The organism is Paenibacillus sp. MMO-58, assembly GCF_037146255.1.
Classification (GTDB): Bacteria; Bacillota; Bacilli; order Paenibacillales; family Paenibacillaceae; genus Pristimantibacillus.
This window is the reverse complement of the sequence record NZ_JBBCVY010000001.1, coordinates 242,180-261,044: the sequence shown is the minus strand read 5'-3', so window position 1 is coordinate 261,044 and position 18,865 is coordinate 242,180. Positions and strand designations below refer to the sequence as shown.

General features: G+C 52.3%; 12 protein-coding genes and 1 pseudogene. 4 read left to right on the top strand and 9 right to left on the bottom strand.

The annotated features are described in order from the left end of the window. Positions 1–14 precede the first annotated feature (14 nt). The 8 genes from WFJ73_RS01085 to WFJ73_RS01050 all read right to left on the bottom strand — a co-directional run bounded on the left by WFJ73_RS01085 (position 15) and on the right by WFJ73_RS01050 (position 11,863). Complete coding sequence (locus WFJ73_RS01085) at positions 15–2,255, bottom strand: glycoside hydrolase family 88/105 protein (RefSeq protein WP_336771117.1); 2,241 nt, start codon at positions 2,253–2,255, stop codon at positions 15–17. Continuing rightward, positions 2,255–4,018, bottom strand: coding sequence for a hypothetical protein (locus WFJ73_RS01080; protein ID WP_336771116.1), 1,764 nt, complete (start codon positions 4,016–4,018; stop codon positions 2,255–2,257). The genes WFJ73_RS01085 and WFJ73_RS01080 overlap by 1 nt, the downstream gene beginning before the upstream one ends. Next, a complete protein-coding gene (locus WFJ73_RS01075; protein WP_336771115.1) occupies positions 3,984–4,709 on the bottom strand; it encodes a hypothetical protein in 726 nt (241 codons plus the stop codon). Before WFJ73_RS01075 ends, WFJ73_RS01080 begins: the two co-directional genes overlap by 35 nt. Next, positions 4,710–5,660: a sugar phosphate isomerase/epimerase family protein gene (locus tag WFJ73_RS01070; RefSeq protein ID WP_336771114.1), complete on the bottom strand. Its 951-nt coding sequence runs from the start codon at positions 5,658–5,660 to the stop codon at positions 4,710–4,712. Positions 5,661–5,705: 45 nt separating this feature from the next. Continuing rightward, positions 5,706–6,581, bottom strand: coding sequence for a carbohydrate ABC transporter permease (locus WFJ73_RS01065; protein ID WP_132303517.1), 876 nt, complete (start codon positions 6,579–6,581; stop codon positions 5,706–5,708). 36 nt (positions 6,582–6,617) lie between these two features. Beyond that, positions 6,618–7,520 (bottom strand): ABC transporter permease, encoded by a 903-nt coding sequence (locus tag WFJ73_RS01060; protein WP_132305242.1) that lies wholly within the window; start codon positions 7,518–7,520, stop codon positions 6,618–6,620. A gap of 93 nt (positions 7,521–7,613) precedes the next feature. Next, positions 7,614–9,230: an extracellular solute-binding protein gene (locus tag WFJ73_RS01055; RefSeq protein WP_336771113.1), complete on the bottom strand. Its 1,617-nt coding sequence runs from the start codon at positions 9,228–9,230 to the stop codon at positions 7,614–7,616. Positions 9,231–9,571: 341 nt separating this feature from the next. Next, on the bottom strand, positions 9,572–11,863 hold the full coding sequence (locus tag WFJ73_RS01050) for a helix-turn-helix domain-containing protein (protein ID WP_336771111.1): 2,292 nt from the start codon (positions 11,861–11,863) through the stop codon (positions 9,572–9,574). A gap of 462 nt (positions 11,864–12,325) precedes the next feature. Here WFJ73_RS01050 and katG point away from each other — a divergent pair, with 462 nt between their 5' ends. The 3 genes and pseudogenes from katG to WFJ73_RS01035 all read left to right on the top strand — a co-directional run bounded on the left by katG (position 12,326) and on the right by WFJ73_RS01035 (position 16,682). Then, positions 12,326–14,512, top strand: coding sequence for a catalase/peroxidase HPI (katG, locus tag WFJ73_RS01045; RefSeq protein WP_336771110.1), 2,187 nt, complete (start codon positions 12,326–12,328; stop codon positions 14,510–14,512). A gap of 325 nt (positions 14,513–14,837) precedes the next feature. Next, positions 14,838–16,244: pseudogene (locus WFJ73_RS01040) on the top strand (family 43 glycosylhydrolase); the annotation flags it as partial. 9 nt (positions 16,245–16,253) lie between these two features. Beyond that, positions 16,254–16,682, top strand: a complete 429-nt coding sequence (locus tag WFJ73_RS01035; RefSeq protein ID WP_336772106.1) for an RICIN domain-containing protein — start codon at positions 16,254–16,256, stop codon at positions 16,680–16,682. Positions 16,683–16,719: 37 nt separating this feature from the next. Here the strand turns inward: WFJ73_RS01035 and WFJ73_RS01030 are convergent, their stop codons facing one another. Beyond that, on the bottom strand, positions 16,720–17,679 hold the full coding sequence (locus tag WFJ73_RS01030) for a helix-turn-helix transcriptional regulator (protein WP_336771109.1): 960 nt from the start codon (positions 17,677–17,679) through the stop codon (positions 16,720–16,722). A gap of 137 nt (positions 17,680–17,816) precedes the next feature. Between WFJ73_RS01030 and WFJ73_RS01025 the strand changes: the two genes are divergently transcribed. Then, positions 17,817–18,728, top strand: a complete 912-nt coding sequence (locus tag WFJ73_RS01025; RefSeq protein ID WP_336771107.1) for an SDR family oxidoreductase — start codon at positions 17,817–17,819, stop codon at positions 18,726–18,728. Positions 18,729–18,865: the final 137 nt, after the last annotated feature.

Here is an 18,865-nt window from a genome sequence, read left to right as displayed (position 1 = left end):
GCCGCATGAACCCGTTAGACCACACTTCCTGCGCGGTTAAGCTTGCTTGCCTCAACTCCGGCAAGCATCATAATGCCAATCCCATGATTGTCGTTCACGACGGTACGCAGATCGTACATATAGTAATCCGGCGAGAAGGAGTATCGCGAGCCGCTGCATACGCCGTGTACGCTGCCCGAACGGTCGATGGCTTTCTCCGTCAGACCTTTCCAGGCTTTTCTTGCCGCTGCTGCAAAGTCATGGTCATCGCTGTTTTGCAGCCAGCCGAAACGGATACCTCTCGAGAAGGCGTAAGCGAACATCGCGGTACAAGAGGCTTCCTCATAGGCTTCCGGCTCGTTCAGCACTTGTCTCCAAAGGCCCGAGCCGCTCTGCAGACCGGCAACTCCGGCACACATCGCCTTGAAGAAATCAAGCAATGCCTCGCGGTCCGAATGATCCTCCGGCAGACGCTCAAGCAGCTCGGAAAGCGAGAACAGCACCCATCCGTTGCCCCGTCCCCAAGGCACTCTGGTTGCCTGGCCGTATTTGAAATCATAAACATGCGACATAATCCGTTCTTCTTCTATAAATAGGTAACGGCGGAACAGCAAAAACTGCCGGGCTGCCTCGTTCAGCACTTCCCGGTCCCCGGTAATAACGGCGTAACGGGTCAGAAACGGCGCGCTCATGTACAGATCGTCCGCCCACATGGTTTTGTCGAAATATTCCCCTTCGCTGAGCCGGAAGAAAGCTCCGTCTTCTCTCCGCTCCAGACGATTCAGCATAAAGTCAACGATGGAATCCGCAATGCGGCGGAACACATCGTCTCCTTCCTGAAGATAGGCTTCCAGCATCGCCGAGCCGAACGATCCGCAATTATCCAGCATCTTCATCAGCACCAGCTGATGATTAATGCTCGGGAATCCATACTCCTGACGGTCCCATAAGGCATAATCGTACATATCCGTACAGGTGCGGATATGCGACAAAGCGTAACGGGACCAGTCCTCCCGGTTCAATTCCCGGGCCGTGCGCAGCAAACCGTACATCGTAACGCCAAGCGGATAGTCCCACCGCCCGTAATTGGTAGCCGTCCCTACCGTCCACTTATTGCTCAGCATCGCATTTTCATAATAAGGACGAAGACGGGTTTTAGGCATATCCAGCTCCCAATACGTGCTGCCCGCGGCTTGACCATCCAAACGAACGGCAGGCAGAAGAGCAGACAGCCGGCCAACCTCTGAAGCATCCAGCTCCGCATTTGCCGCGATTGGGCCGGCATACATCCACTCCCCGTCATAGCCATGAATGTGTACGGGCTGCTGAAGCGCCAGCGGCTTGTCGTCCGACGAAACCTTCAGCTCAAAGCCCCAGCCATTCGAGCCGCTATCCGTGCGGATTATCAGATGACCGCTGCCGGATGCAGGCTTCAGATTTTGGCGGAAAACACCCGCTTCAGCCAGGCTTAGCACCAGCATACCGTCCAGCCATACCGAAGCCGGTCCCCATACCCGTCCTTCAAGCACAAGCGATTCTGTTCCCGACAGGAACGGAAGCTTGGTCCAGCCGTAACCGGCCACTGTTGTCTCCGGAGTACCGAAGAGGCGCTCCAGGTTCGGCTGCGAGGCTTCATCCTCTTGCCAATTCGTGCGGGGAAGCCAGCGGATGCCGGACTCCTCTTCCGGCAAACGTTCGTTAGGGAAACCTTCTTCCCCGTACAGAGACTTCTTCACCGGTTCGGAGAATACCCATCCCGCGCACCCGTCCCGTCCGGTGAATGGGGCAAGCACGTTCAGAATCCGTACCTTCGCTTCATCCGCCCCAAACCGGCAGCCAAAGCCCGCAGGAGTCCGTCTTGCTTCGATCAGAATCCGGTTCCAGCCTTGCGCCAGCAGCATCGGAACAACTACGCGGGCATCCGGCTTCATCTCTTCCACGGCGGACGTACGGAACAGCTGCTGGTCGTTCATGTATAGTCGAATGGGGCCAATCGGCTCCAGATTGCAATCAATCGAGCGTTCATTGTCGCTCCATACAAGCCCGTACACGTAAGCGTAATCGCCGGTTACCGCCTGCGGCCATCTGGAGCCAAGCTCCATGTCGTACAGACCTTCTTCATTTTGCAAAATACCCTGTTTCGAGAAGGGGCGATACGCAAACGGAATAGGCGGATTTGCTCCGACATAGCGGCTCGCCAGCAGCTCCAAAATACGGTGTTCTTCATCGCCAACCGCAGATCTTGCGCTATCCCGAGGCTCTATATATACCGTCATTATCCGTTCCTCCCCCTGCCGTTTGAAGGCGACAGCCGAATATCAAAGGTCCGGTCATACGGCGTCAGCACATTTACCACAAGCGTCTGGCAGTCCGAAGGATAAGCTGCTCCGCGAATCGTCTTCATCCGATGCTCATGGGCGCCTCCATCCAGCTTAATCCAGTCTTCGCCAGCCTTGAACGATACGGTGCCTTCTTTCCAAAATTCGGTTCCTGTCTCGGCAGGCGTCCGCTCTCCTCCGCTAAACTCTCCGTCTTTCCCGAAGATAAAGGAAATCTGGGTCAACAGCACATCCGGCTTGTCGCAGCTTACGCGGAGTCGCCAGCCTTCAACGGTTTCCGTCAGCTCTACCTGCACCTGATGCTGCTGCAGATGAGTGACCTCGCGCAGCTGATGCGGCAAAAGATACCAAGGGCTTACTTGCTCTGCGGCTGACCCAGGCAGTCTGTCGGCGGCAATTGGGCCATAATAGCCCTTTGACTCCGATCCGGCCAGCTTATAGCCGTTCTCGAGCTGCTCCATCTCGTTCATCTTGATAAAGCCCGGCTCAAACGAGCTGCTTACTTGCACGCCTAGCAGCTGAGCTCTTCCGTGGCGCAGCGCAAAGAAGGAATTGGTCTCCGCCATTACCGTCACGCTGGTTTGCCCCTCCCGCTGCCGGGCGACCGGTGCGCCAAATTCCGGATGAAGCCGGCTGTGATAGATTTTCCCGCCATGTCCGGCCGTCTCCATCCGGCCTAAATAATGCTTCCTGTTGAATTGCCCGTTAATGACAACCTTGTAGGACTCCGGCAGATGGCCTGCCTCAACCGCAGAGCTCCGCAGCTCCGGATGCAGCAAGAGGCCCAGCAAAGCGTTATTAGGAATCGCGCCCGGATGGGTAGACGACTCTGCGCCCAGCTTGGCAAGCGCGGCGAACAACGGATCCTTGTCGTATTCGGCCATCAGGCAGGATACGAACAAATAGCCCGACATGTCGTATTTATGGCCAAAGTCCTGCCGGCCGGAATAATCCGTAACAACTTCCCCGTCCGGATGAATCAGGTAAGCCATCATCCTCAAATTGCGGCGAACCGGCTCCAGCAGCTCGGGATGGCCAAGCAGCTCGGCGGTATGGTACAGCATCACATCGCTTACGCCATTGTAGATCCCGTTGCTTCTTTCCGTCCACTCGCCGTCCTCCGTACAATCGATCCCTTCCGCGAGCCAAGCTTCGGCGCGGGCAATCAAAGCCTCATTGCCGGTAAGAGTGTACAGGAAGCCAAGAGCAGCCGTCAGCACCCAGCGGTGATTAGGGGTATGGCAGCCGCCGGTAAGCATTGCCGGAACCGATTGTTCCAGGAACCGCCTAATATTCCGGCATACGGATTCCAAAGCCGCCCAATCATGCATGTCGAGCAGCTCGTAAAGCTGGGCAAGCCCAACAACGGCAAACGCCGTGTCCGGCGGCGAATGCATATTCGTCCAACCCGGTGAGATCGTGCCGTCGGCATGCTGCTGGCGGACAATAAATGCCGCCGCCCGATCCAGGCTGGCGAGCAGCTTCTCGTCATGATAATATCGTGAATCCGAATTAACGAGCGCGCAGCCCCAAATAGCCATTACGGCTAATGTGCCGGTATGGGTAGCAAACGGAATTCCGCTGTCCGGATCCGCTACCCCGCCATCAAAGCGGCTTTGACTGTCGTTTATTTGATTATCCAAGCCTCGCGTAACCCAATCATCGTTAACGGCCACAAGTTTCTCGTACATCGTAATCATCCTTCCAAGGCTCCTTCAAGCCGGCAAGTGTATGTCTGATCGTTGCCAATTCCGCTTCGATCCTATCCGGTATTTCCTCGTACAGCGATTTCCATGGAACAAACACATTTTCCTGCTCCGCAAGCTCATAAGGGACAAATTCGAAGGACGGCGTAAAGCGGTGATAGATCTGCTGATAGGCGCGGACCAGCTCGCTTGTCTTGCCATCGTATTGTCCCTTGGCCTTATACCATTCCGGCAGCGTCAAGCCGTCTGAGCCAGCCCCTTGCTCCGTCGCCGTTCTTGCGCTTGGCAGCAGTTCGAATAAGACGGGCAGCGGCGAGAAAGCGTGCTTCCCCGGCTGGGAATAGAGGCTTACCGTCTTTCCCGTTAGGTTCGAGCGGTCCGGCAGCAAGGCCTTCAAGTACTTGCCGTGAAAGCTGGCTTCGGCCTCCGCTACTCCGCCGTTCCAATCGACGTAAATCCACACATGCTCGAGCTCATACAAGTGCTGAATGTCATAATCCCAATAAATAGCGAATTCAATCACATACTCAATGCCGTCAGCGAGATGCTCGAACCTGCGCGGAAAGGAAGGGGATTTCTCTCCCCGATGAAGAACAGAAACCCCAACCCGTACCGGGTAAAAGGGTTCCTGTTTATCGAAATATAACCGCGGAGCGAATGCTGCCAATTGGCGGATATCCATCATCTAGCCTCCGAATGCCGCAAGCTTTCCGAGCAGCCGGTCATGGCTAAGCTCAATTTCTTCCGGCGTGCATGCCGCTTTCAGCTCGTACACCTTGACGGGAGCAGCAGCGATAATCGGGAGGAAGCGGTCAAAATAATTCATGTCGCCGCTATGCACGTAAGGGCACCAATGATCCGACAGGCCAACCGTCTCGTGAATATGAATGCCGACGACATGATCCTTTATCGCTCCCATGTCGCGGGCGTTATCGTACAACCCCATCCGTTCCATCATCATGCCATGGCCAAAATCGTACCATAACCCGACCCGGGCGCCCTTCAGCCGGTCGAAGACCGTCTTCGCTTCTCTTAACGTCGGCATTTGGTAGCAGCGCGAGCGCGTTTCGATGCCGATGGATACGTCTAAGCCTTTTGCCTCGATCCGATCGCATACTTCCTCGAGACTGTCTCCAATCCGGTCAAGGTATTGGCCGGCAGCCGCTTCCCTGCGTTCGAGCATTTCGCTCCACAGCTTGATGTAAGCTGGAGATTCGGGGCCTTGTTCGTTGTAGATCTTTTTGAGCTCCTGATCGATGTTGTAGTCGAACGGAACCTCTCCCGGATGAACCACAACCGCCTTCGCGCCATAACGGTTCGCGTATTCGGCAGAGCGGAGCAGTAGCTCAATCGACCGCTGACGCTTCTCTTCGTCGTCAAAGCCAAGCAGGACCGAATCGGTTCCGTAATCGGGATCCGCCACATGCGGGAACGTATTATGCACGCTGGACACCCCGATTTCTCCCCGTTCAATCATCGGCTCAAGCGAGGACAGCAGCTCGCTCGTCACGTTGTAGTTCAGCTCTACGTACCGGAAGCCAAGCTCCCGAATCTCTTCGATCATGCCGCTGCCCGTTTGATGCCTTTTAATATTCCAGCAGGTCGAGAACGAATATTGTCCTTTGTCCTTCCCCATCTCATTGATCCTCCAGAAATTTAGCGGCGATTGCCGCCTCTTTGGTTAACCCTTAACAGCGCCAAGCATAACGCCGTTTACGAAATAGCGCTGCAGCCACGGATATACAATCAGGATTGGTACCGTTGCGAAAATAACGCTTGCCGCCTTCAGGCTTTCCGGCTGCAGCATTTGGCGACCGCTTGCGCCTTCCGCCGCGATCAAATCGGTGACCATGTTGTTTTGAACGAGCTGGTACAGCTTTAATTGGAGCGGATACAACTCCGGGCTTGTAATGTACATCAGCGTATCGGTAAAGCCGTTCCAACGGCCTACCGCATAGAACAAGCTTAGCGTAGCGATAACCGGCATCGACAGCGGCACGATAATGCTCGTTAACGTACGGAAATAAGAGCTGCCGTCGATCTCCGCCGATTCTTCAAGCGAATCGGGAATATTTTGAATAAACGTAATCAGAATAATCAGATAAAATGGGCTGATTAGTCCCGGCAGCACAAGCGCCCAAATGGAGTCGAGCAGATGCAGATTGCGCACAAGCATATATTCCGGAATAATGCCGCCGCTGAAAAACATCGTGATGATGATAATAAACATGACAACCTTGCGGCCTTTTAATTTGGTTTTGGCCAGCGGGTACGCTGCCGCAATCGACATCACCATGCACAACACGGTGAATAGAACCGTCAGCAAAATCGTAAAGCCGAGTGACCGGATCATCGACATGTCCGTGACTACCTGCTTGTAAGCACCCCAATTGATTTCCACCGGATAAATACTGACATCGCCTGACATAATAGCGCGCGACGAGCTTAAGGAAATCGCAATTATATGAATAAACGGAGCCAGACATATCAGCACGAATAGAAGTATCGCAAGAGTGTTAATCACATCAAATGACCGGCTGGCGTTTCGATCTCTCATGTCTTACCGCTCCTTTCCCGTTTTCGATAGCATAGTTTACAGAATACTTTGATCCGCCAATTTCTTGGAGGCATAGTTCGCGCCAAGCACGAAGACGAGTCCAACAAGAGCCTGGAATAAACCAACTACGGTAGCAATCGTATATTGCCCGGATTCAATGCCGATACGGTATACGAACGTGCTTAGCACATCCGCGTAATCACGAACGGCGGTATTGCCGATAATGTAAGGACGTTCAAAACCGATCGCAATCATATGCCCCAGGTTGATAATGAGGAGAGTTACGATTGTAGGTTTCAGCGATGGAAGCGTAATGTTCCAGATCTTTCTGAGACGGCCCGCGCCATCCACGTCTGCTGCTTCGAACAATTCCCTGTTAATACCCGTAAGAGCAGCCAAGTAAATAATCGTACCCCATCCGGCACTCTGCCAGACGCCAACGGCCAAGTAGGTAATAAGCCAATCCTTCTTATCCGTCAGAAACGGAATGGCATCAAAGCCAAGCGACGTAATGATGTTGTTGATCATGCCGGACTGCGTACCGAATACCTGCAATACGATACCGCCGATTATGACCCAGGAAATAAAATGCGGAATATACAAAATTGTTTGCGACAGCTTTTTGAACCAACCTATTTTCAGCTCATAGAGCATAATGGCCAGAAAGAGTGGAGCCGGGAACGATACAATGAGGTCCAAGAAGTTAAGCATCAACGTATTGCGCAGTACCTTGTAAAAGTCCGGCATCGCGAACACTTCCCTGAATCCGTCTAAGCCGATCCATTCGCTGCCGTTAATGCCCTGGAAGAAGTTGAAGTCTTTAAACGCAATTAGAATGCCGTACATCGGACCGTATTTGAAAATAATAAAGTAACTTACCGGTAGTATCAGTAGAGCATATAATTGCCAATATCTGCGTAAATACGAGAGTCCTTTCAATGCCATCCACCCCTGTCCGCTTACGATGTGCCCGGAGACGAGAGCCTTATGCACGCTCGTCGTCTCCAAGCTTTTATATTGTAGGATCTGCCTCTATTTCATTGCCTCGTAAGCTTTTGTGCGTTCATCCAAAATCGCTTGACCGCCGTTTGCCATGTAATCCTTCATTACGGACTCATAAGTGCTCTCGAATTGGTCCGGCTTCGCCATTGTTGTCTTTACAATGATTTCGTTGAGTTTATCACGGAGAGCCGTGCCGTATTTCGCTTGCGCTTCAATCGGATGGTCGAACAGAACAGGCTTGATTGTGTCGGATCTTGAGATGCTGAGCGCTTTGCGTGTTTCATCCTGGTAAGCCTCAGGCATACCGTATACGTAAGCTTCTACGTTCTTGTCCGCATCGCCAAGCTGCTTCCCGTTCGAGATAATCGCCATATCTCCCCAGTTGTAAATGCGGTTCTTCACATCGTCCGTTGCATCTGTTTTTACAATAGGAACGCCGTTCTGAAGAGTATAATTCTCGCCTTCGACGCCATTCTGCATGTCGAACAGGTTGTTCTCCGAAGCCATCCAGTCGAGGTATTTAACGGCTTCCACCGCATGCTTGCTGCTCTTAGGAATCATTAAATACATGCCGATTGGCGCATATTCAGGCTTTGGATGCTTGCCTTCCGAGTTGGTGTAAACATCAATTGCCGACAGCTTTGCATCAGGAATATTTTTCTGGAGCGTTGCGTACGTGCCGTCCGCATAGAAAGGATTCATGTCATCCTCGCTGTAGAAACCGATTAAACCTTTCGCGGCATCCTCTCCGAGCTTCTTCTTATCCTCGTCAAGACTGAAATCGGCGCTCATAAGACCTTCGTTGTAGAGCTTGTTCATGAATTGCAGCGCATCCTTGAAGCCTGGCAGCAGCACCGGATAATCATTAGAACCAAGCTGCTGCGTTAATGTGTATCTTTGTTCCTCTGTCACAGGCTGGATGAAGGACCAAATCAATGGCTCGAATTGGGCCGGTGCAAGCGCCATGCCGAGCGGAATGACTTTGCCGCCGGTTTGACCCGGATCTTTTTCCTTAAACGCTTTCAAGGTGTTGTAAAGCTCATCTGTTGTAGTTGGAACCGGGAGCTTCAGCTTGTCGAGCCAATCCTGACGGATAAACGACGAGTATTTGCCAAGATGCGAGCGTTTGGCCGGGAACGCGAATTGCTTGCCGTTGTATTGGCCGTAAGCAAGGGTTTCTTCGCCAAGGAATTTCTTCAGGTTAGGACCGTATTGATCAAGCAGCTCGCCAAGATCCGTCAGACCGCCTTGCTGCGCGTACCGGTAGAATGTGCCCGAGTCGTAAGTAAATACGATATCCGGAACGTCGCTGCCGCTTGCCATCAGTACGTTCAGCTTCTGAACCTCTTCCGAACGCGGAATCGGTACGAATTGCACGTTGATGTTGTTCGGCGTTCCGAATTTGTCCTGTACAAGCTTCGTCAAGTAGTTGTTCGTAATGGTAGAGCCTGCAGGAGAATTGCCGCGGTCGAATACTTCAACTTTAAGCGTGGAGGCTTTGCCGCTGGAAGCTTTGTCGCCTCCGGTTGATTCATTGGCTTTCTCGTTGCCGCCGCTGTTGCTGCATGCGCTGAGCAGCATCGTACCTACGAGCGTAGCCGTTAATAGAGTGCTGGCTGTCTTTCTTCCTTTTCTGCTTTGTTTCATTCGAATCCAACCCCTCTTTCATCCCTTTTCGATTTGCTTCCTGCACCGGGCGTTATTTATTGAACACGCTTACATGCATCGCTGCCGCCCCGTGTTTGGGAAGTGCCCTCAGTATGGCACGGACTGCGGGAAAGTGACAATAAACCAGTTTCGACGATGCAAACCATTCCGCCAATGCCTTGCCCCATAAGGGTTTTGACGCTTAGAATAAATCATTTTCCCGACATAAACCGTATCGCAAAAAGCCCGTAATAAAGCCTTTTCCCGCGATAAACTTTGCGTTACAAAAGAAAACAACGGCTGTCCGAATCATTTATCCGGAACGCCGCTGTCGTCAGCACTTAATCGTTAGCTTTATCCTCCGTAATGGTCTCATCGCGATTGCCCTGTGCGCCAATAAGAGTTGTTGAAGGACGCATCTTCAGCTTGCGGAATTCGCCCGGCGTTACGCCCGTCAACCGTTTGAACACCCGTCCGAACGTTATAGAATTAGCATAACCAACCTGAAGGGCAATATTTTGCACCGTCTCGTCCGTTTCGGCGAGCAGACGCTCCGCCTGCTGCATCCGCAGCTGTACGAGAAAATCAACAAATTTCATATCGTACTCCAGCTTGAACAAATGGCTGGCGTATTTGCCGGATATTTCGAACTTGTCGCTTAAATGCTTGAGAGACAAGTCCGGATCGGCAAAGTTCTCTTGGATATAAGCTCTAATCTCTGTAATCATCGTCTTATAGCCTTTGGTCTGGCTCATCGCGACATACGTATCATAGACTTGCACCAAATAATCAGACAGCTGTTCTTTCATCTCGCTAAGCGTTGCCGCGCCTTTTAATCCTGCCAGCACTTCCGAAATACGGGCTTCGTCCAAGCATTCGTTCAGCGTGTCCGACAGCTCCTTCAGCTCCCGGCTTAGCATCTGCAGGAATAGCTGGACTAACGATAAAATATCTTCGTCTTTCATGACGTCCGTCTCGAAATGCTTGAACAGCTGCTCGAACGTATCCCGCCAGCTTTCATTGGTCAGCCGGAATTCCTGCACGCAATTGGTACATTGCTGCGTGTAATTGAACATACCGCGCGGTTGATCCCGAGGGATATTCCCGCTGAACGTAATGGCATCGCGGCCAATGGCGAACTGATATTCCATGCCGTTTAACGCATCGCGATAAGAGCCGCCAATTCCGTTCCAGTCTTTCACGATGGAGCCAATGCCCAAAGCAAGGTTAAAGCGCAAATGTCCCTCTACCCATACCCTGGCCACTGCAGCCGTCTTGCGAAGCTGAGTAAGCATGTCAGAATCGGCGGCTCCGTCGCCCGATGCGAATACGAACGTAATCCGGTCGGATGCCGACCATTCTCCCCAGCCTTGCAAGCCTTCGTTATTCGCCAGCTCCTGTATCACGTTGCCAAGCGCGAACTTTAATACATTCTGCTCATGAAGCGTATTATCCGCCTGGAATTCCTCGTATTTGTTTAGCCGAACGACCATAACCGCGAATCGTCCCTTATCCGGCAACAGATTCAGCCTGCGAAGCCGTTCCATCATCTGATCGCTGCGCTGTCCGCTAATAAGCTCGTTGAACAGCTGCCTGCGCTGAAGCACAACGCTTTCGCGCTGCTCCTTCTCATGATCGCGGGATTGGACGATAAGATTCTCGAGCGCGCGGTCAATCATCGTCAGATCGTCGAGCTTAACCGCCGTGCCGTCGCTCCCCCGCAGGTGCAGCGCTTGAATCCGGTTCATCATGAGCCTGATCGGCTTATAATTTCGCCGGGTTACCCAAATAATATAAACAATGGCAACCCCAAAGGTCAGGACAGCGATAATAACCCATACATAAGAAACAACCGAAACCCAACTCATCAAATGCCCGGCTTGCAGACCGCTCTCGAAGGTCCAGCCAAGCGGCTGCGAGGTAATCGTTGTCAGCACATTGCCGCCGGAAGCCGTACCGTTATCTCCCGGATACACGGGTTGCTTGGCCGCATCGGTAATCCGCATGAACGATACTTGGTGGTTCGTCATGCTCCTGATCATCTGCTCGACATTATAAAGATTGATGTTAATCACGAGGATACCGTCCTTGCCAAAAGGAAGCGGTGTCTCCTTATACATCGAAATGACCTTTACCGGCTTCAAGCCGTCGTATTCCTTGAATTCGCGGCTTGCCGACCAGCCCTTGTAATCGAGGTTTTCCTCTGCCTTGCTCAGGAAATCCCTGTCGCCAAACTCGGACAAATCGGTCTCGCCGCTGGACGTCAGCACAACATCGTCCGACTTCCTGTACAAATAAATCGATTCGACCAGGTCGTTATCCTCAATCAGCGACCTGAGACTATGAACCACATTATATTTGATCGTTGTGGATTCGGAAGAACCGTTCAAATAAGCCGCATAGCTCTTGTTCGACTCGACTTCCCCCAGCACATTAAATTCCACTTCATGAATTGACCGTTCCACGCTGTCTACGACATAGCCGGTCGTAATGCGGTCTGCCTTAGCCGTCTCTGACCGGGATATCTCATTAACTGCGATAAAAGACAAGAAAATGATCATGGATACGGTCAGCACCAGGATCGGAAAATAAGAAACGAGCAGTCGTATATACCAATTGTTCAGCTTGAGCATGTTTTTCCTCCTGCCGCGCCCGACTCTGCATGTAAGCGTTACCACAATCATTAGCCTAAATGAGTAAAGCGGTTTACTTGCCTACATTGTAGCATGGCTCATCTTGATTCGAAACCGTTTCGACAGCAAAAGTTTAAGTAAGTTGTTGTTTTTATGCGAATTGCACGAAAAAAGGCCAGCCCTTTATTCGGGATGACCGAAAATTATCTTCGTCCTCATGTTCCGCCTGCAGCCCCACCAGTACTCGTCCGTTTTTCGATATTCTAATTTTCATGTGGCGTTCATATCCTCTATTTGTCCCTCTTTTCCCGTTAATCCAATTTAATTATCTGATTTGCGTGAAGATTGGATGAATTTTTATAACTTGGATTGATTTCGGTTTCATAACGTTTTATAAAGAGGATAAGTGCAAATTTTTTTCTATCATTTGCTACTTTAATAAAGCTAATAGGAGATGATTGGATGGACGCTACAGTTCCTAACGCAGGTAAATGCCCGGTGATGCATGGAAGCGCTACAAGCTTCAAATCTAGTGGTACTTCAAATAGAGATTGGTGGCCTAATCAGCTGAACCTTAACATTCTGCACCAGCATGACAGAAAATCGAATCCTATGGGTGAAGACTTTGACTATGCCGAAGAATTCAAGAAAATTGACTATCAAGCTCTTAAACAGGATCTTCGCAATTTGATGACGGACAGCCAGGAATGGTGGCCGGCCGATTACGGGCATTACGGCCCTTTCTTTATCCGGATGGCTTGGCACTCCGCGGGTACATACCGGACAGGAGACGGACGCGGCGGTGCCGGCAGCGGCACGCAGCGCTTTGCTCCGCTCAACAGCTGGCCGGACAACGGCAACCTCGATAAAGCCCGCCGTCTGCTCTGGCCAATCAAGCAAAAGTACGGCAATAAAATTTCCTGGGCCGACCTGATGATTCTTACGGGCAATGTCGCGATTGAATCCATGGGCGGCAAGACGTTTGGATTTGGCGGCGGACGCGCGGACGTCTGGCATCCGGAAGAAGATATCTACTGGGGTAATGAAAAGGAATGGCTGGGCGATAATCGTTACACCGGCGAACGGGATTTGGAAAATCCGCTTGCTGCCGTGCAAATGGGTCTCATTTACGTCAATCCGGAAGGCCCCAACGGTAATCCGGATCCTGCCGGAAGCGCCCGCGATATTCGCGAAACGTTTGGCCGCATGGGCATGAACGATGAAGAAACCGTCGCGCTTGTTGCCGGCGGACATACCTTTGGCAAGGCACACGGCGCAGGCGACGCTTCCCTTGTTGGCCCCGACCCTGAGGCTGCTCCTCTCGAAGCGCAAGGTCTTGGCTGGCTGAGCACGCATGGCTCCGGCAAAGGCCGCGACGCCATAACAAGCGGCGTTGAAGGCGCATGGACGCCAAATCCGACACAGTGGGATAACGGGTTTTTCGATATGCTGTTCGGCTATGAATGGGAGCTGTCGAAGAGCCCCGCAGGCGCGCATATTTGGGTCGCTATCAACCCTGACGAGAATCATCTTGCGCCGGACGCCGAAGACGCATCCGTCCGCGTTCGAACCATGATGACTACGGCCGACATGGCTTTGCGCGTTGATCCCGAATACGAAAAAATCTCCCGCCGTTACCACCAGAATCCCGAAGAATTCGCAGACGCTTTTGCCCGCGCTTGGTTCAAGCTGACTCACCGCGACATGGGACCCCGCGACAGGTATTTGGGACCTGAAGTTCCGGCTGAAGAGCTGATCTGGCAGGATGTTGTACCGGCTGTTGACTATACCTTATCCGATGAAGAGATCGCCGAGCTGAAAACAAAAATCCTCGACTCGGGGCTGACCATCAGCGAGCTGGTGACGACGGCTTGGGCATCGGCCAGCACCTTCCGTATTTCGGATAAACGCGGCGGCGCCAACGGAGCCCGTATCCGTCTTGCTCCGCAGCAGGATTGGGAAGTCAATCAGCCGCAGCAGCTTACCAAGGTCATTACGATCCTCGAAGGCATTCAGGAGGACTTGGAAAAAAAGGTCAGCATCGCCGACCTGATCGTGCTGGGTGGCAGCGCCGCAGTCGAAAAAGCCGCGCAGGAGGCAGGCTTTAACGTTACGGTTCCATTCTCCCCTGGCCGCGGCGATGCCACGCAGGAGCAAACCGATGAAGAGAGCTTCGCTGTGCTCGAGCCGGTTGCGGACGGCTTCCGCAACTATCTGAAGAAGACTTACAGCGTATCCGCCGAAGAGCTTTTGGTAGACAAAGCCCAGCTTCTGAACCTCACTGCTCCGGAGATGACAGCTCTTGTTGGCGGCCTTCGCGTTCTGGGCACCAACCACGGCGGCACCCAGCATGGCGTATTTACCGATCGCGTCGGCACGCTTACCAACGACTTCTTCGTGAAGCTGCTCGACATGAACATTGCTTGGGAGCCTAGAGAAGGCGGCGTGTATTACGGCCGTAACCGGACGACTGGCCGGGTTGACCGTACCGCAACGCGAGTGGATCTCGTATTTGGCTCGAACTCCATCCTTCGCGCGATTGCGGAAGTGTATGCGCAAGACGACAACCAAGAGAAGTTTGTACGCGACTTTGTTGCCGCTTGGGTAAAAGTCATGAACGCGGACCGTTACGATCTTAAAGTGAACTAATTCTTTCTTATATAAACAGCCTGCCTGAGAATCTCGGGCAGGCTGTTTCATTTCCTTACCCGTCGTGTGCCTTGAGCCGCAATGCAGCAGGCTTTTTGCCTGCTATTCGCCCATCACTTGCCCGCCGTATGCCTCGAGCCGCTATGCAGCAGGCTTTTTTGCCTGCTATTCTCTCTCTCCTTGCCTCCCAGCTGCCCCAAGCCTCTCCCTATTTTCACCGGCTAAAAAAATGTCCGTACAATCTATAATCCCGTCCTGTTTCTCACTTCCTGGAAATGATTAACTATACGTGAATGCACATTCAAAGCGAAGGGCTGGTGTATTAATGAAATCGAAGTTTTTTGTAAGCGGTGTCAAAGGCTTGGTTTTATTCCTGCTATTGCTTCTTGTCCTGCCTGTGACGGCAAACGCGACTCCCTCCACGCAAAGCGGCAATTTTTACAACGTCATTTTCCAGGACGGAGCAGACCCGTGGATCTACAAGCATACCGACGGCTTCTATTATTTCACGAAAACGACGGGCGGCGACGTGACGATCTGGAAATCCAGCTCGCTTACCGGCGTTGACGCCGGCGCCAAAAGAGTGATCTCTACCGGCTGCTGCAATGTCTGGGCTCCAGAAATTCATTACATCAACGGCGCCTGGTATATCTATTACGCGAAGGATGACGGGAACAACGATAATCACCGGATGTACGTTATGGAGAATACCTCCGCCGACCCGATGACGGGTACATGGGTGAACAAGGGTCAAATCACTGACTCCACAAACCGTTGGGCGATTGATGGAACCGTACTGCAAGTAAATAATAATCTGTATTTCATATGGTCTGGCTGGGAAGGCACAACAAATGTCTCGCAAAAGCTGTATATTGCCCATATGAGCAATCCGTGGACGATCGACTCGGCCCGGGTTGAAATTGCTCATCCGACTTATTCTTGGGAAACCAATACTTCCCCTTCCGTTAACGAAGGACCTCAGGTCATCGTCCGCAACGGCATCATCAGTCTCGTCTATTCGGCCAGCGGAAGCTGGACTGACGGTTATTGCTTAGGGCTTGTTACGGCCAATACGAGCAGCAACCTGCTGCAAGCATCGTCCTGGACCAAACGGAACCAGCCGATCTTCCAATCCGGCAACGGCTTGTACGGTCCCGGTCATCATTCTTTCACGAAATCGCCCGATGGTACGGAGGATTGGATCGTCTATCATACGGCTAAGTATTCCGGCGCGGGCTGGAATAGGGAAATCCGGGCACAGAAGTTTACCTGGAACGACGACAACACGCCAAATCTCGGAGCTCCGGCAGCTCCAAATACTCCAATCGCCATTCCTTCGGGAGACACGGGCCGGGTCCGTTATGAAGGCGAAGCAGGCGTATTCGGAGGCGCCGCTTACGCTTCCTCGAGCCCTAACGGTTCGGGCGGAAGCAAAGCCGGCCATATCGACACGGCGAGCAGTTATGTAGAATTCGACGTCTATGCGGCGGCGGCGGGAGATTATGTCATGTCCGCGCGGACAGGCAATGGGACGACTGGACTGGATTGGTCCTATTTAGTTCTGACGGTCAACAACACTAGCTCCAGCAACTTATATATTACGAACAAAGGCTGGGAAAACTGGGGAGCTTCGGTCGCACGCCTTACGCTGAATGCAGGCTGGAACAAAATCCGCTTCTCCAAAGGGGACGGGTATGGCGAGCTTGATTGCTTCGACCTGTTCCCGGCTAACCCAACCGTTGTGTCCGGGGCTGTATACAAGCTGATTAATCCGATTAGCGGCAAGGCGTTGGATGTTGCTGGCGGAAGCACGGCTGACGGGGCTAATGTGCAGATATGGGATGATTTGAACAACAAACCCCAAGAATGGCGCATCACCAGCATAGGCGACGGTTCCTACAAGCTGATCAATACGAACAGCGGCAAAGCGCTTGACGTTTCCGGAGGCGGAACGGCTGACGGCACGAACGTTCAGATCTGGCAGGATACGAACAATGCCGCCCAGCGTTGGGCAATCCTCGGTACCGGCGGCAGCAACTTCAAGCTCATTAACCCGAACAGCGGCAAAGCGCTTGACGTTTCCGGCGGCGCAACCGCGGCGGGGACTAACGTTCAAATCTGGCAGGACTATAATAATGCCGCTCAGACATGGCAGCTGATAAGGAAATAAGATACAAAGAAACGCAACCGCTCCCGGTTGCGTTTTTCTATTCGTACATGGCGAGAACGGCTTTAGCTTGCCTAACGATTTTTTCGACTAAATAGTCCGGCTGCGCCAGCATCATGGCGCCTCCAAAGCCAAGGACATATTCCATGGCTTCCTGCTCCGTATTGAAGCGAAGCGTTACCGGAACCTTCCCGTCTGCGGCCGGTGCAGCCGTGCCTACCTTTTCTACAAACCGGTCCGTAAAGGTGAGACGCCCGATAATCGATGGATGCACAAGAACCTTCACCTCGAATGAAGGGAGCGCTCCGGCAAAATCCAGCTTGCTTTGCTTCCAATATTCGGCGAGGTCGAATTCGGCAGGCCGGGAAAATAACTCCTCCGTAGCTTCCGCCCTCGTAATTCTCGAAACCCTGAAGCTCCGTAAATCTCCGTCTTCATTCATGGCAACCAAATACCAGGAGCTGCCCTTGGCCACCAGCCCCAAAGGACTTACCGTTCGTTCCGAGCTGGTTCCATCGGCTTTCCGATAAGCCATGTTGAGCCTGGTATCCTCCCATAACGCTTTTTGAATCGTTAGCAAAGCATTATTCTTGTCCGCGGCTGGCTTCCACGTTCCCGTATCCATATAGATTTTCTCCATATAATGCAACGCTTCGCTCTTGGAGGAGTCGGGCAAGGAAGCCAGCAGCTTCTGACGGATATCGAGTCCCTTTAACTCGACGCCTAGATCCTTCAGCATTTGTTCGGCGGGAAGAATAAACAAAGCCTTTGTATCCTCCAGCTTCAGACCGCTTAAGTAACTCCGGAAATGGTCCATCAGCCTCCATCCGCCTGTTTTCCCACGGTCGGCAACCACCGGTATGCCGGAAAGACTAAGCGCATCCATGTCGCGAAGGATTGTCCGGTCCGACACCTCGAGTCTTTTGGCAAGCTCTCTCGTCGTCAATATTTCATTATTCTGGAGCAAAATCATAATACTAAGCAGACGGTCTGCCCTCATATTTATTCACCTTGGTTTATTTTATATATGACAAAAGATGTCGTCATTATAGTTTACAATGAGGAGAGAATCAACCCGTAAGCCAATGCTTTCGGAGCACGAATTGCTTTACCATTCTTTTTAGGAGGCAGCCAATAATGAAACCTTTACATGGAAAAATCGCTCTGGTAGCAGGAGGAACGCGCGGAGCCGGACGTGGCATTGCCATTGAGCTGGGAGCAGCAGGCGCAACGGTGTATGTCACGGGGCGCACGACACGGGCGCAAGTATCCGAGTACAACCGGCCGGAAACCATTGAGGAAACAGCGGACCTAGTTACGAAAGCAGGAGGACAAGGAATTGCCGTACAGGTGGATCATCTGATCCCCGAACAGGTGCAGGCTTTGGCGAACCGCATTGAACAGGAGCATGGACGGCTTGATATTCTGGTCAATGATATATGGGGCGGCGAAAATCTCGTGGAATGGAATACTCCGGTATGGGAGCATTCGCTGGAGAAGGGGCTGCGCATGCTAAGACTCGCTATTGATACCCATCTGATTACGAGCCATTTCGTTCTCCCTCTCCTCATTAAGAACAAGAACGGGCTGATTGTCGAGATGACGGACGGAACAGCCGAGTACAATCAGGACCATTACAGATTGTCGATGTATTACGATTTGGTCAAAAACTCTATCAATCGCATGGCTTGGGCGCTGGCTCAAGAAGTGAAGCCCCATTCATGCACGGCCGTTTCCTTGACGCCTGGCTGGCTTCGTTCCGAACTCATGCTGGAAATTTTTAAGGTTACGGAGGAGAACTGGCGAGAAGGCGCTTCCGAGGATCCTCATTTTATTATTTCCGAATCGCCCCGCTATGTGGGACGTGCCGTCGCTGCTCTTGCGGGAGATCCGGATGTAAGTCGCTGGAATGGACAATCCCTGTCTAGCGGCCAGCTTGCGCAGGTGTACGGCTTCACGGATGTGGACGGTTCACAGCCCAACTGCATGCCTTATCTGGTTGAGATTATTGAGGCGGGCAAACCGGCGGATACGACAGGTTATAGATAGCAGAAACGCCAAATACGGCGATGCCGGGCTTTTCGCAGCCCCTTAAAGTCCCTCAGGGACCTTAAGGGCTTTCTTTTTGCCCAGGCGAGGCAAGTTAAGGTCCCTTAGGGACCTTAACCTCATGAATCCGGCCACAT

Coding starts and splice junctions, on each gene's coding strand:
- WFJ73_RS01085 (WP_336771117.1), bottom strand. CDS start 2,255: ATGACGGTATATATAGAGCCTCGGGATAGCGCAAGATCTGCGGTTGGC.
- WFJ73_RS01080 (WP_336771116.1), bottom strand. CDS start 4,018: ATGATTACGATGTACGAGAAACTTGTGGCCGTTAACGATGATTGGGTT.
- WFJ73_RS01075 (WP_336771115.1), bottom strand. CDS start 4,709: ATGATGGATATCCGCCAATTGGCAGCATTCGCTCCGCGGTTATATTTC.
- WFJ73_RS01070 (WP_336771114.1), bottom strand. CDS start 5,660: ATGGGGAAGGACAAAGGACAATATTCGTTCTCGACCTGCTGGAATATT.
- WFJ73_RS01065 (WP_132303517.1), bottom strand. CDS start 6,581: ATGAGAGATCGAAACGCCAGCCGGTCATTTGATGTGATTAACACTCTT.
- WFJ73_RS01055 (WP_336771113.1), bottom strand. CDS start 9,230: ATGAAACAAAGCAGAAAAGGAAGAAAGACAGCCAGCACTCTATTAACG.
- WFJ73_RS01050 (WP_336771111.1), bottom strand. CDS start 11,863: ATGCTCAAGCTGAACAATTGGTATATACGACTGCTCGTTTCTTATTTT.
- katG (WP_336771110.1), top strand. CDS start 12,326: ATGGACGCTACAGTTCCTAACGCAGGTAAATGCCCGGTGATGCATGGA.
- WFJ73_RS01030 (WP_336771109.1), bottom strand. CDS start 17,679: ATGAGGGCAGACCGTCTGCTTAGTATTATGATTTTGCTCCAGAATAAT.
- WFJ73_RS01025 (WP_336771107.1), top strand. CDS start 17,817: ATGAAACCTTTACATGGAAAAATCGCTCTGGTAGCAGGAGGAACGCGC.